We start from the raw sequence: 13,382 nt of genomic DNA, 5'->3' as shown, positions 1-13,382 counted from the left end.
AAATGACTTAACCTTTTTCGCAAGTGTGCCAACCGTGAGGGGGGCTCACCGCCCTCGGAAGGCACTTATATACGAATACCTTAAGGCTGTAAGGAAATCCTAAACCTTCGGCGCTAGACGAGTCTACACCTTGCTAGCTACGTGAACGAGGACCATGGACGTCCAGCACTTTTCAACGTTCGACCGGGACGACGGCGTGGATGATTACACGCCGGAAGACTTGCTGCCGCCCCTCGATGGGCCGCAGGAAACCGACGATTGCGAGTCCGAAGTCGCTTCGGATCGGTACTCTTACGGAGGATTGATGAAGATGGGACGTTCGGAGCGATCCGGCGGGCGGCCGCGCAAGAAGCCGGTGCTCATGCTCGACGACAGCGAGCGCCGCGACGCGCTGCGCGAACTCGACATGGTCGCGGTCCAGGACTTCGGCGAGGCGATTCCCATGGAACGTCCGGTCCGCATGCAGGGCCTCACGCCCGTCGAGGCGGTCGATTCGGCCAGCCTGAACACCCCTGTTCCCGAGGCTCCGGCCCCGCAGGCCCCCGAGCCCGCGGCCTATATGCCTGCGGCTCCGATCCCCGCAGAGCCGATGGCTTCGGAATCGATGCCCTCGGAATCCATGGATATCCCGGCATCCGCCAGCCCGACGCCGCGCTTCGGTGCGCTGGGCGGCGAGGGTTCGGTCCTCGGTCGCGATCCGTTCCCGGCGGCCTTCGAGGACGCGGCCTTCGAGGACGGGGGCGAGGATGAGGACGAGCAGGGCCTGGACGAAGCCGCCTACGGTTCGCTGTTCGGAAAGGCTGCGCCGAGCGCCCAGCCCGCCCCGACGCCCGCTCCTGCCCCCGAGCCGGTTGCGGCGCGTCCGGCTCCCATGCCCGAGCCTGCTCCCGCCCCGCTGGCCCCGGCACCTGTCGAGGCCGAGCCCGCGCCCGTTTTCGCGCCGCAGGTCGAAGCCGTTTTTGCACCGCAGGTCGAATCCGAGCCGGCTCCGGTGCGTTCGGCCTCGGGCCATGCCCTGCGCGCGCGCATGCAGGCCGAAGAGGTCTCCGCCCCCGAAAGCGAATCGCTTCTGGCGCGAATCGGCCGTTTCTTCGCTTGGCTGGGCAGCCTGCTGCGCCGCTGACGCGCCGGTGCGAGACATGGCAGGCGAATCGTAAACGCCTGCCTGTCTGTGCAAGTCAGCAAGGCTGAGTAAGAAGTGAAATGCCTTTCAAGGGGCCATCGCCCCTTGGACCCCTGAATGGGCGACCTCGCCTTTCTCGGTGCGAGAGGTGCGCTCGACAGTTTTGGGAGCCCGAGGGCGATGGCCCTCGGACCCCTTTTTATCCTTTTTCCCGCTTTCGCGCGTGTCCGAATACGCGGAGTAGCCCCTTGCCTGATTTCGCAAGAGGTTAAGGCGTTGGCTAACAGGTGCCGCGCCCCGGCCGAGAGACGTCGGGCCTATTGGTAGTAGTCCCTTTGCCGAACTTGCCGCCACGGGGCTGCGCTGCTTTGCAAGGGCACCTGTTCGCGAAGGTTTCGCGAATGGCGTGACCAGTCGGGGAGGGCGGATGACGGCAGGCCAGTCCCTTGTTGAGGAGCGGGTCGCTGACGCCAGCCCTGCTTCCGATCACCAGCTCCCGCGCCATTTTCCCGCGCTTGATGGCGCGCGCGGTGTCGCGGCGATGGCCGTGGTGGTGTCGCACTGCGCGAACGCTGGGTACTTTCCCCATGTCCTGGGAGAGGGAACCGGACAGATGGGCGTGCTTCTCTTCTTCCTCCTGAGCGGCTTTCTCATGGCCTTCCTCTATGGTCCGCGCGCTTTCACCCGCGAGCAGGTGCTACGCTACGCGACCCATCGGATCGCCCGCGTGTTCCCGCTCTTCTATCTGGTCATTGCCCTTTCGCTGGTCGTGGGGGCGGGCGGCCCGATCCGGTTCTTCGATCTGTCCGGCGGGGAATGGGTGTGGCCGGTGGCTCTCGTGACAGGCACGAGTGTCCTTTGGACCATTCCCGTCGAGGTGCAGTACTATCTCGTCTTCGTGCTGATCTGGGCGGCGGCGAAGCGCTTTCCGCTCGGAGTCTGGATCGCAGCGGGGTTTGCCGCGCAACTGCTTGCCCTGGCCTTGCTGCGCCTCACCGTTCGCGGGAACCAGTTCCTTCCCTACTGGTTTCACGCCTTCTTCCTGGGGACGATCGCGGGCTATCTGCTGCACCGCCATGCACGGGCTTTTCTCAAGGCCGCACGGGCACCTGGCTTGCAGGGCCTTGGCTGGATCATTCTGCTGCTGGTGCCGCTGTCGCTGCCCGAATTGCGGCGCATGGCCGGTTTTCCCATGCTGCCCAACTTCATCGATCCCGTCACCTTCGGCATGCCGGTTCTCGTCTTCCTGGCCGCACTGGGCGGCCTCGGGCCATTCCGGTATCTCGCCTGGCCCGTGTTCACGCAGCTGGGCGCGGTGTCCTACGCCATCTACCTGCTGCACAAGCCGGTGATGTGGACGCTGGAACCCTGGCTCTCGGGGCGGGTCCCGGACCTTGCGCTGGGCCTTGCCATTGTGGCGCTGAGCATCCTGATGGCCGCGGTCTCGACCTACGGTTTCGAGCGCCCGGTCCAGATGATCCTGAACGGCCATGGCGCGCGGCTGAGCCGCCGGTTCGCGTGATTGCTGGAATGGCTGGGGAAGGAGAAGGTGGTGCCGGTTGCAGGAGTCGAACCCGCGGCCTGATGATTACAAATCAACTGCTCTACCAGCTGAGCTAAACCGGCACACGTCTCTCAAGAGACGGGGCCCTTACCAAGCTCAAGGCCACTTGGTCCAGCGGGATTTTCGCCAAGGTGGGGAAAAGCCGGATTTCCTAACCCTGGGAGGTTTTTCCGCGCTGCGCCTGCCAGTCCTCGTAGACGGGGCGGGGCATGTCGAACAGGTCGCTCTGGCGTGCGTACCAGCCGCCCCCGTGCATGCGCGCGACAAGGTCGAGGCCAACCGTGTCGACGTAGAGCTTCTCGGCGTCGATGTAGGCGTCCTGGATGTGGAAGTGGAGCACTTCGCCAAGGACGATGGTGGTGCTGCCTGCCGGGATCGCCTGGTAGAGACGGCATTCCATGGCGACCGGCGCATCGGCCAGCCGCGGCACGGCGACCGCGCTGGAGGGCACGGTCTTCAGCTCTGCGAGGGCCGTCTCGTCGATGTCGGCGGGCGCGTCCATGCACGTGATGTTCATGGCCGGCGCCAGCGCTTCGCTGACGAGATGGACGACGAATTCTCCGGTTTCCAGGATGTTGGACGCGGTGTCCTTGAGCTGGCCGTCGGCGCGGGTGATGAGGCCGAGCGCGATCAGCGGCGGGTTTGCGCCCATCGCGTTGAAGAAGCTGAAGGGGGCAAGGTTGCCCACGCCCGCCGCCGATTGCGAGGCGACCCAGGCGATCGGGCGCGGGGTGATGCTGGAGCCGAGCAGCTTGTAGCGTTCCTGCGGGGTCAGCGTCGCGAAATCGAAATCCATGGGGTCGTCTCTCCTTGGGGCGCGGGTGCGGTGTGGTCCCGCCTGGCGCATCCGCTGTCTCTGGGGTGCGTCTGGATTACAGGGCGCCGAAGGTCCAGCCCTCGCGTGTGGCCAGTTCAGGGGTAAGTTCGGGCGGGTGCCACAGTTCCCGCCGCGCCGCGGCTCCGCGCAGCCAGGCGCTGGTCACAAGCGCGTCGGCGCTGTGGTCGTCGATCGGGCCGGTCTCCCCGCGCGGCTGCGATCCCAGAGCGTCCAGCGCTCTATCGAGCTCGCCCCGCTCGGTGATCTTGGCGCGGCCCGCCCGGCGCCCGGCCTCGACGGCGGCGAGCGTGGTGTAGATTTCGCAGACGACACTGCCCGAGGGAGGCAGCGGATCGATTGGCCAGACCGGAAGCGTTCCGGTGAGGCGGTGGAGCAGGCGCATGCCCGTCAGGCTGGACTTGCCGACCTGCGCCGCGCCCACGAGGTTGAAGTTGGAGTAGGGCTTGCAGCCGAGGCGCGCCTGCGCCGCCTCGGTGACGCGCAGGCGACCGCGGCGGTGGTCGCTGGCGGGCAGATGGAAGCGCGCGCCCTCACGGCCGCCATGGCGGCGGAAATAGGGCGCGAAATCGGGGTGGTCGACGAAGGCATTGGCACCCAGGTCCTCCTCGCCCTCGCAGATGCGGTCAATCCGCGCCCACAGCGCGCGGGCTGTGTCCGGGCTTTGCGCAAGGCCGGGGAAGAAGGTGCCTGCATCGGCAAAGGGAAGCGCGATGCCAAGGTCGAGGCCGACCAGCGTGCGCGCGGGCAGGTCCTCGCGCAGGTAGCGCAGCACCGCCTCGCGGGACCAGCCGCGCGGGGAGGGCGGGGAGAGCAGCGCGGGCGCGCCTGTCCCTTGCCCGCACAGGCCCAGCGCAATGCCCTTGTGATGGCGCCCGCGCGCGCCTGACCAGTCGATGGCCAGGAAATGGTCGAAGGCGGGGGGCGCGAGGACCACCGCGATCAGCCGCCGCGCCGCTCGACGCGCTTCTTCTGCCACCATTCGAGGCGCTTCTTCAGTTCGCGCTCGAAGCCGCGTTCGTTGGGTTTGTAGAACTCCTGCGCGGGCACGCCGTCGGGCCAGTAGTTGTCGCCCGAAAAGGCATCGGGCTGGTCGTGGTCGTAATGGTAGGCCGCGCCGTAGCCCATGTCCTTCATCATCTTGGTTGGCGCGTTCAGGATATTCATGGGCGGGGCCACCGATCCGGTCTCGCGCGCGACCTCCATGGCGATGCCCTTGGCCAGGCAGGCCGCGTTCGACTTGGGCGCGCTGGCGCAATAGATCACCGCCTGGGCGAGCGGGAGTTCGCCTTCGGGCGAGCCGAGAAACTCGAAGGACTGCTTGGCGGCCATGACCTGGACCATCGCCTGCGGATCGGCGAGGCCGATGTCCTCGCTCGCGATCGCGGCGAGGCGGCGCAGGATGTAGAGCGGCTCCTCGCCCGCTACCAGCATGCGCGCCATGTAGTAGAGCGCGGCCTGCGGGTCGGAACCGCGCACCGACTTGTGAAAGGCCGAGATGAGGTTGTAGTGCCCGTCGCGGTCCTTGTCGTAGACCGCCATGCGCCGCTGCAGGAACTTGCCGAGCGGGCCCGGGCCCAGCGGTTCCTCGATGTGCGCGGCGTAGAGCGTTTCGGCCTGGTTGAGCAGGAAACGCCCGTCGCCATCGGCCGTGGCGATAAGGGCCGCGCGCGCCTCGTCGGTGAGGGGGAGGGGGCCTTCCAGCGCTTCGGCCTTGGCGAGCAGCATGGAGAGCGCCATCTCGTCGAGACGGTTGAGGACGAGCACCTGCGCGCGGCTGAGAAGCGCTGCGTTGAGGGCGAAACTGGGGTTCTCGGTGGTCGCGCCCACCAGCGTGACCGTGCCGCGTTCGACAAAAGGCAGGAAGCCGTCCTGCTGGGCGCGGTTGAAGCGGTGGATCTCATCCACGAAAAGCAGCGTGCGCTGGCCCGCCCTGGCTGCCGTTTCCGCTTCGGCAAAGGCCTTGCGCAAGTCCGCGACGCCCGAGAACACGGCCGAGACTGCGGCGAAGCGCATGCCCACCGCCTTGGCCAAGAGGCGCGAGGTGCTGGTCTTGCCGGTGCCGGGCGGGCCCCACAGGATCATCGAGGAGAGCTTGCCCGCGGCCACCATGCGCCCGATCGCGCCTTCGGGCCCGGTCAGGTGCTCCTGGCCCACCACGTCGTCCAGCGTGCGTGGGCGCAGGCGGTCGGCCAGCGGGGCGTCCTCGGCCAGCGGTTCCTCGCTCTCGGGCGGGGGCAGATCATCTCCGAACAGGTCAGCCATGGCGGTTCCCTAGCGCGTTGCGCGCGCGATTGCATCGGTCCCGGCGCGGCGAAACAGCGCCTTACCCCGAAAAAGTGCGTGAGCGCGCCGCGGGTTGCCAAGACGGGGCGGCTGCGGCAAAATTTGGACAACTGCGCAAGTCAGGGCCGCGAGCGAGGTGCGTATGGTGAATAAGGCACGGGTTCCGGCCTGGTATTGGACCGTGGCGGTCGTCGCCGTCATCTGGAACGGCTTTGGCTGTTTGGACTATCTCATGACGGTCACCCGCAACGCGGGGTACCTGTCCGCGTTCCCGCGCGAATATGTGGCCTACCTCGACACCTTGCCGTTGTGGCTGGTGGGGTTCTGGGCGCTGGGCGTGGGCGGCGGGCTGGCGGGGGCGCTGCTGCTCCTGCGCCGGGCGCGGCTGGCCGCGTCGGCCTTCGGGGTCTCGCTCCTGGGCCTTGCGGTGACAAGTGTCACCCAGTGGAGCGATGCCGAGGCACCCGCGAGCAGCAGCGCGGACGTCGCGATCAGCGGCGCGATCTGGCTGATCGCGCTTGCCCTGCTGGTCTTCTCGCTGCGGATGCTGCGGGCGGGGGTGCTGCGCTGATACAGGCCACGCCCCCGTGCCCTAGCCCCTCGCGCGCTGGCGGATGAGGCGCAGGTAGGTGTCGGCGACGGCCTGGTTGATCTTGTCCCAGTCGAAATCGTTGGCGCGCAGGGCCCCGGCCTGGCCGTGGGCGCGGCGCAGGGCCGGGTCCTCGATGTAGGCGCGAATGGCCTCGGAGAACTGGCTGACCGCGCCCGGCGGCACCAGCCGTCCCGAGATCCCGTCGGCGACCAGGCTCTGGCTGCCGGTAGCGGCCGCTGCGACGACGGGCAGGCCGCAGGCCATGACCTCGAGCGTGACGTTGCCGAAAGTCTCGGTGACAGACGGGTTGAACAGGACGTCCATCGAGGCCACCGCGCGGCCAAGGTCCGCGCCCTGCTGGAAGCCGACGAAGGCGCCGTCCGGCAGGCGGCTTTCGAACCATTCGCGCGCGGGCCCCTCGCCGATGACGATGACCTTGAAGGGGACGCCCCGGCGGCGCAGGTCGTCGAGGGTGTCGGCGTAGACGTCGAGCCCCTTTTCCATGACGAGGCGGCCCAGGAAGCCGATCGCGACCTCGTGGTCGGCGATGCCCAGGCTGCGGCGCCATTCCATGTCGCGGCGTTCGGGGTTGAAGGTCGTGCGATCGACTCCGCGCGACCAGATCGTGACGTCGTAGTTCATGCGCTGTTCGCGCAGGAGCTGGGCCATCGATTCGGACGGGGCCACCAGCGCGTCGCAGCGGCGGTAGAAGCGGCGCAGGATCGCCTCGATCACCGGCTCGCCCCAGGCCATGTTGTAATAGCGCAGGTACGTCTCGAACCGGGTGTGCACCGAGGCCAGCACGGGCAGGTCGCGCTTGCGCGCCCAGGTCACGGCCCGGTGGCCGACCGGGTCGGGGGAGGAGACATGCACCACGTTGGGGGCGAAGGCCTTGAGATCGCGGCGCGCCTTGCCGGCAATGGCGAGCGGCACGCGGTATTCGGCGCGGCCCGGGATCGGCAGGGCGCCCACGCCGACAAGGTCGCCGGTCGCCGGGAAGGCGGGCTCCTCCACGACGGGGGCATAGACACGTACCTTCGCACCCTGGCGGAGCAGGTAGTCGACGAGGCGGTTGAGCGCCTGGTTGGCGCCATCACGAACGTAATTGTAGTTGCCCGAGAACAGGGCGATGCGAAGGTCGGAAATATCCATGGTGGGCGGCCCATAGCGCCCGCAGGCGGACTTGGCGAGGGGCTGCGGCGCGCTTTGCGCGCGTACGCGGTTGCCGCCCTCTCATCTCGAGGCGTGGCAACCGCGCCCGCCGCCTGCCAGGCTCAGCGCCGGCCGCGCCGGTGATGGCCGTGCCGGCCGCGATCGTGGTGCCGTCCATGACGGCGCGAATAGTGCCGACCGCCACGCCAGTCGCGCCCACCCCGGCGCCAGTCGCGGCGGGCATGGTGACGGGGCGCACGCCAGTCACGGCGATGGCTGCGGTAATAAGGCGCGTAGTATCGGCTGTAATAGCGGTCGCGGTAATACCGGTTGGGGCGGTCGGCGTAGTAGTAATAGTAGCCGGGGCGTCCGCGAACGGTGACGTAGCGGCGCGAGGGGTACCAGTCACGATCATAGTAATAGCGGTCGTCGCGGTCCGCGAGGGCCGCACCCACGGCAAGCCCCAGTACGCCCGCTCCGATGGCAATGGCGGCGTCGTTGCCGCCGTCGCGGTACCGGTCGCGGGCCATGGCCGGGGTGGCGGCGAGCAGGGCACCGGCCGCCGCCGCGGCGCCAATTCCCAGCTTCAAGCCAATGTTTCGAAACGCAGATTTCATCAAATTCAGCTCCCTTCCTGTGCCGGCCAAATACGGCGGGTTCGGCGGGCCGTGATGCCGCTGGGGCTAGCGGGGCGGGACTGAATGCCGACTGAATTCAGCGTGTGCGGGGGTGGGGCGAGGCAGGGGTAAGGCGGGCTGTTGCGCGCCACGTTCTCTCAAGAACCGTGCAGGTAAGACTTTCGTAGGTAAAAGTATCGCATTAGTGGATGCGCAATGATTCGCCTCAGCATGTCTTTTTTGCGTCGTTTTGAAAGAACTACGCATGTTTCTGGACTGCTGCTGTTGCTTGTCCTTCTCATCTTCGCGCTTCCGGTCACCGCTTCGGCCGCGACGTCACATGTACTCGCCCCGACGTGCCATGCCGTGACGCCTCTGGCCCATCCCGGGGCGCCGGAAGCGGGTTTCCCGCACTTCACCTGTGCGGACGGGGCGCCCGAGCGCAGCCGTTACCAGCGTTCCAGCCTGTGGTACCGCATCGGCCTGGCCCAGTGGGACCGCGCCAACCATGCCGCTGAGGGCGGCCCGGTGCTGATGGTGGGAACCTCGCGTTTCGATCGCCTCGAGGTCTATTTCCGCTACGCCGATGGCGAAGTCCGGCGCCAGTCGGTGGTGCAGGGTGACTTTGGTGGGCACTGGCGCGCCGGGGGGCAGATCGCCTTCGAGCCGCCGGTGCGCGACCAGCCGCTTGCCGATATCGTGGTGCGTTTCGATCGGCTCGCCAGCGCCCGCCTGCTGCGGCTGCGGCTGGTCGATGTCGAGGATCTGAACTGGCAGGCGACGGCGCTCGCCGTTGCAGTGGGGGGCGCGTTGGTCCTGCTCGCGGTGGGGGCAATCTACAACTTGACGCTGGCGCTGACCGCGCACCGCCAGTTCGCGCTGTGGCAGAGTGGCTGGGCGGGCGTGATGTTCGTCTGGGGTGCCCTGTGGTCGCAGCTGGCGCTGTTCATCTGGCCGGGAATGGCCGGGGCTCCGGCGGCGCAGGTGTGCACCATGCTGTCCTGTTTCGCCGTGGCGCTGGCAACCCTGAGCGCGGTCACGGCGCTGGAAGAGGGCAAGCTGCCCCGGGGCTTGCGCCGGGCCGTACTGCTCCTGGCAGGGCTGATCGCGCTTGTCGGCATTCCCCTGGGGCTGCTGCGCACGGGGCCGATCGCGACGATCTCCAACCTGCTGGGCGTGGCGGTTCTCCTCGACTTGCTGCTGGTGGCGCTGTGCCTTGCGCTCGCCTGGCGGCGGGGCAGCCGCAAGGCGCGGCTCTACACCGCGGCCTGGGCGCTGCCGATGGCGACGCTCGGGCTCATCGAGTTCGCCGACATCGACGTCTGGTTCTATGGCGCGGGCTCGCAGATCCTGGTGCTGTGCGCGGCGGCCTGGCAGACCATCCTGCTGGCGGTCGCGATCTCGCGGGCCAGTGGGCAGGTGCGTATCGAGCGCGATCTGGCGCTGCGCAGCGAGGCCCAGGCCCAGGCCCAGGCGCGCCTCGACCCGCTGACGGGCCTGCGCAACCGCCGCGGCTTCATGGAGGCCATCGCGCCCATGCTCGAGGCGGCGGACCGGGAGGGGGCTTCCTTTGCGCTGCTGCTCTTCGATGTCGACCGTTTCAAGCTGGTCAACGACACCTATGGGCACGACATCGGCGATGACGTGCTGGTTGCCATTGCGCAGGTTCTGGGCGCGCGCGAGGGACCTTTCTGCCGCGTCGCGCGTCTGGGCGGCGAGGAATTCGCGATGGCCGTGGCGGGCATGTCGGGCTTTGCGCTGCGCCGTTTTGCCGACAGTGTGCGGCGCGCGGTCGAGGGCATTGAGCACACCGGCGTGCTGGCGGGAAGCAAGGTGACCGTGTCGATCGGCCTTGCCGGCGTGTCGGAGCAGAAGGACCGGACGCTCGAGGGGACCTTCGCGCCCCTGCCGACCTTTCGCGATTTCTACCGCGACGCGGACGCAGCGCTCTACCGGGCCAAGCGCGAAGGGCGCAACCGGGTCGCCGCGGCCATGGACGGGGATAGTCCGGGAGACGGCGAGGGTGAGGAAGCCGAGGCCAGCGCGGTGCGCTGAGGCGTCTCAGCCGGGCAGGGCGCCTGTCTGGCGCAGCGCTTCGCCCAGCGCCAGCGCGGCCGCAGTCGCCAGGTTGAGCGAGCGCACTTGGGCACGCAGGGGAATGCGCACCTGGGCATCGCACACCTGCGCAATCGTGTCGGGTACCCCTGCGCTTTCCTTGCCGAACAGCAGGATGTCGTCCGCGCGGTAGTCGAAGGCATAGGCGGACATCGTCGCCTTGGTGGTGAAGAGCACGCGTCGCTGCCCAGCATGCGCGCCCTGGAAGGCGGCGAAGTCGGCGTGACGGGTGAAGTCGACATGGTCGATGTAGTCCATCGCCGCGCGGCGGACCCGTCGGTCGTCCCAGGCAAAGCCCATGGGCTCGATGAGGTCGATGGCTGTCCCCAGGCACGCGCCCAGGCGCAGGATGGCGCCGACGTTGCCGGCAATCTCGGGTTCGTAGAGAGCAATGCGCATGGCTCCGCTTGGCGGGCCTCGAGGCGGCTGGCAAGTCCTTGCGGCCACGGGAAACGGACGCCGTTATGGGTCGGAACATCTCTTTTTCGGTATTCAGCAACACTTCGTTACATTTCGGACGGTGGATCGACACTGCACGTGTCCAGAAATGCGCCTGCCCATTGCGAAGAGGGGCACGCGTTCCATGCCTCTGGGGCAGCTTCGGCTGCCGGGGAAAGGGGCCGGACAGGGCCGCGACGTCGGGGCCGGGGAGGACGCCCGGAGCCGCGCGTGGCTGGCCTGCCCGAGTGAAATCCTCTCGCGCGGGGACGGCTATCCTGACGAAAGGTGGCCGTTTTCCTTCGTCGGATGCGGACCCGGGAGCCTCTCCCGGGGAATTTCGTTTTCCTCCCGTCCTTTACTCCTCTCATCCCGTTTGCGTCCGGAATCGGGTGGGGGTATAGCCAGAGAAGAACCAGATGCTTGAGCCGATGAACGTGTCCTCCACCAATACCTTTTCCAGCCCGCCGCAGTCCGGCCCCGCCACCGTTCTCCTGGTCGAGGACGACGGCGCGCTGCGCACGCTGACCGCCCGCGCGCTGCGCCAGAGCGGCTTCAACGTGCTCACCGCGGCCACCGGCGCGGAGATGTGGGTGACCTTGCGCGAATCCCCGGTCAGCCTTGTCGTGCTCGACATCATGCTGCCGGGCACCAGCGGCTTCGACCTGTTCCGCCGCCTGCGCCGCGAGAGCGACATTCCCATCATCTTCATCAGCGCGCGCGGCAGCGAGGAGGACCGGGTGCTTGGCCTTGAGCTGGGCGCCGACGACTACCTTGCCAAGCCCTTCAGCACGCGCGAGCTGGCCGCCCGCGTCAGCGCGGTCCTGCGCCGGGGCAACACCGTGGGCGAAAGCGTCGCCGATTTCGGGGGCGATACCCGTTCGGCCGACACCATCACCTTCGATGGCTGGCAGCTGTCGCAGGCCCGGCGCGAACTGCGCTCGCCCGATGGCGCCATCGTCGACCTGACCGGCGCGGAGTTCGACCTGCTCTCCACGTTCCTGGGCTATCCCCAGCGCGTGCTCGGCCGGGAGCGGCTGATGGAACTCTCGCGCTCGCGCATCGGTGACAGTTCGGATCGCAGCATCGACGTGCTGGTCAGCCGCCTGCGCCGCAAGCTCCAGGCCGAGGGCGGCGAATCGCCGATCGTGACCGTGCGCGGCGTGGGCTACATGTTCCGGGCCGAAGTGACCCGTCTCTGATGCTTCAGCGGGGGCTGGCCTTCGTCCGGCGCCTGGGATTGCCCGAGCGCCTGCTGGCCGTGCTCCTGCTGGTTGCGCTGGTCGATTTCGCGGCCAACACGCTCCTGTTCGAGAGCGCCAATTCCTTCGAGCTGCGGCGCGACGATGCCGAACGCATTGCCGAGAACCTGCTGCTGGCCTCGCGGGCGGTGGAGCGGGTGGCGCCCGAGGCGCGCCCGCAGGTGACCAGGGCGCTCAGCACCTCGCGCTTCACGCTCGAATGGATCCCCTCCAGCCGCCGCTACCGGGGGCCTGTGGGGCTGGCCAAGCTGCGCGAGCAGGTCGTCGCCTTCGAGCCCGACCTTGTGCGCTCGGACATCGAGCTCCATCTCGACGAGGTGCCCGGGCGCGGCAATATCGGGGGCTCGATGCTGCTGGCCGACAGCAGCGTCCTGAAGTTCCACACCCACGCCAACGCGGCCTGGAAGCTGACGGCGGGACGGCTGGCGAGCATGATCCTGCCGACGCTGCTCCTGATCCTGCTGGCCTGGGTGCTGCTGCGCGCCGCACTTGGCCCCTTGCGCGCGGTGATCGGGGCGACCCACGAGTTCGGTTCAGGACCGCTGCGCCTCGTGCCCGAACGCGGGCCGGACGAGATGCGCCAGCTCATCCGCGCGATGAACGCCATGCAGGAGCGCATCCATCAGTCGCTCAATGATCGCACGCAGACGATGCTGGCGATCGGGCATGACCTGAAGACGCCGCTCGCGCGTATGCGCCTGCGTCTCGACGACGAGCGCCTCGCGCCCGACATGCGCGAGGGGATGTCGCGCGACATCGACGAGATGCGCATGCTCATCGAATCGATCCAGGCCTATGTCGACACCGGCGGTGAGGCGATCCCGACCGAGCGCATCGACGTCGCCGTCATGGCCCAGACCCTCGTCGACACCCAGGCCGACCACGGCGCGGATGCGACCTACGAGGGGGCCTCCCATGCCGTGGTGCGGGCTCGTCCGGTGCAGATCCGGCGCGCGCTTTCCAATCTCATCGAGAACGCGCTGCATTACGGGGGCAACGTGCGCGTGCACCTGCGCAAGGACGGGGACGGGGTGGAGATCGTCGTCGAGGACGATGGTCCGGGCATCCCGGAAGAGCGCATTGCCGATGCGATGCAGCCCTTCGTCCGGCTCGATTCGGCGCGTGCACGCGATACGGCGGGCATGGGCCTTGGCCTTCCCATCGTCCAGCGCGCGGTGCGCATGGAGAACGGAACGATCGACCTGCGCAACCGCGCCGAAGGTGGCTTGCGCGCAACGGTGCGACTTCCCCTTGCGCCAAGTTCCTGACTTTGTTTCGGAAATTGCAACGCATATTGCCCTGAATGCAATCAGCAAGACTTCGTTACATTCACGAACATGGGCGGACACCTGCCTGACATAGATTTCGGTGCATTCTTGGCGCCTGTGTGCGCCAGGT

The 13,382-nt window shown here is 67.9% G+C and carries 12 protein-coding genes and 1 tRNA gene; 6 read left to right on the top strand and 7 right to left on the bottom strand.

The annotated features are described in order from the left end of the window. The first annotated feature begins 304 nt into the window (after nucleotides 1–304). Both HT578_RS07005 and HT578_RS07000 read left to right on the top strand, forming a co-directional pair. A complete protein-coding gene (locus tag HT578_RS07005; protein WP_213504556.1) occupies nucleotides 305–1,123 on the top strand; it encodes a hypothetical protein in 819 nt (272 codons plus the stop codon). A gap of 427 nt (nucleotides 1,124–1,550) precedes the next feature. Beyond that, nucleotides 1,551–2,645, top strand: a complete 1,095-nt coding sequence (locus HT578_RS07000; RefSeq protein ID WP_213503032.1) for an acyltransferase family protein — start codon at nucleotides 1,551–1,553, stop codon at nucleotides 2,643–2,645. Nucleotides 2,646–2,673: 28 nt separating this feature from the next. Here HT578_RS07000 and HT578_RS06995 read toward each other — a convergent pair. The 4 genes from HT578_RS06995 to HT578_RS06980 all read right to left on the bottom strand — a co-directional run bounded on the left by HT578_RS06995 (nucleotide 2,674) and on the right by HT578_RS06980 (nucleotide 5,787). Beyond that, nucleotides 2,674–2,749, bottom strand: a tRNA-Thr gene (locus tag HT578_RS06995). 89 nt (nucleotides 2,750–2,838) lie between these two features. Next, nucleotides 2,839–3,483 carry a flavin reductase family protein gene (locus HT578_RS06990; protein WP_213503030.1) on the bottom strand — a complete coding sequence of 215 codons (645 nt, stop codon included), beginning with the start codon at nucleotides 3,481–3,483 and terminating at the stop codon, nucleotides 2,839–2,841. 76 nt (nucleotides 3,484–3,559) lie between these two features. After that, on the bottom strand, nucleotides 3,560–4,504 hold the full coding sequence (locus HT578_RS06985) for a hypothetical protein (RefSeq protein WP_239026538.1): 945 nt from the start codon (nucleotides 4,502–4,504) through the stop codon (nucleotides 3,560–3,562). Next, complete coding sequence (locus HT578_RS06980; RefSeq protein ID WP_213503027.1) at nucleotides 4,465–5,787, bottom strand: replication-associated recombination protein A; 1,323 nt, start codon at nucleotides 5,785–5,787, stop codon at nucleotides 4,465–4,467. Before HT578_RS06980 ends, HT578_RS06985 begins: the two co-directional genes overlap by 40 nt. Before the next feature lie 163 nt (nucleotides 5,788–5,950). Between HT578_RS06980 and HT578_RS06975 the strand changes: the two genes are divergently transcribed. Then, on the top strand, nucleotides 5,951–6,379 hold the full coding sequence (locus HT578_RS06975) for a hypothetical protein (protein WP_213503025.1): 429 nt from the start codon (nucleotides 5,951–5,953) through the stop codon (nucleotides 6,377–6,379). Between the two features lie 21 nt (nucleotides 6,380–6,400). Here the strand turns inward: HT578_RS06975 and HT578_RS06970 are convergent, their stop codons facing one another. Together HT578_RS06970 and HT578_RS06965 are read right to left on the bottom strand one after the other, a co-directional pair. After that, the gene (locus HT578_RS06970) at nucleotides 6,401–7,552 is read right to left on the bottom strand and encodes a glycosyltransferase family 4 protein (RefSeq protein WP_039391312.1); all 1,152 of its coding nucleotides are present in this window, start codon (nucleotides 7,550–7,552) and stop codon (nucleotides 6,401–6,403) included. Between the two features lie 122 nt (nucleotides 7,553–7,674). Further along, nucleotides 7,675–8,169 carry a hypothetical protein gene (locus tag HT578_RS06965; protein ID WP_213503022.1) on the bottom strand — a complete coding sequence of 165 codons (495 nt, stop codon included), beginning with the start codon at nucleotides 8,167–8,169 and terminating at the stop codon, nucleotides 7,675–7,677. Nucleotides 8,170–8,454: 285 nt separating this feature from the next. Here HT578_RS06965 and HT578_RS06960 point away from each other — a divergent pair, with 285 nt between their 5' ends. Beyond that, nucleotides 8,455–10,224, top strand: a complete 1,770-nt coding sequence (locus HT578_RS06960; protein ID WP_213503019.1) for a GGDEF domain-containing protein — start codon at nucleotides 8,455–8,457, stop codon at nucleotides 10,222–10,224. 6 nt (nucleotides 10,225–10,230) lie between these two features. Here the strand turns inward: HT578_RS06960 and HT578_RS06955 are convergent, their stop codons facing one another. Continuing rightward, nucleotides 10,231–10,683 (bottom strand): tRNA (cytidine(34)-2'-O)-methyltransferase, encoded by a 453-nt coding sequence (locus tag HT578_RS06955; RefSeq protein ID WP_213503017.1) that lies wholly within the window; start codon nucleotides 10,681–10,683, stop codon nucleotides 10,231–10,233. A gap of 470 nt (nucleotides 10,684–11,153) precedes the next feature. Here HT578_RS06955 and HT578_RS06950 point away from each other — a divergent pair, with 470 nt between their 5' ends. Both HT578_RS06950 and HT578_RS06945 read left to right on the top strand, forming a co-directional pair. After that, nucleotides 11,154–11,924 (top strand): response regulator transcription factor, encoded by a 771-nt coding sequence (locus HT578_RS06950; protein ID WP_213504155.1) that lies wholly within the window; start codon nucleotides 11,154–11,156, stop codon nucleotides 11,922–11,924. Continuing rightward, entirely contained in the window at nucleotides 11,924–13,252 is a 1,329-nt protein-coding gene (locus HT578_RS06945) for an ATP-binding protein (RefSeq protein WP_213503015.1), read from the top strand. The genes HT578_RS06950 and HT578_RS06945 overlap by 1 nt, the downstream gene beginning before the upstream one ends. Nucleotides 13,253–13,382 lie beyond the last annotated feature (130 nt).

The organism is Novosphingobium decolorationis (assembly GCF_018417475.1).
GTDB classification, from domain to species: Bacteria; Pseudomonadota; Alphaproteobacteria; order Sphingomonadales; family Sphingomonadaceae; genus Novosphingobium; species Novosphingobium decolorationis.
The sequence above is the reverse complement of the archived record's forward strand: the minus strand, read 5'-3'. Positions and strand labels throughout refer to the sequence as shown.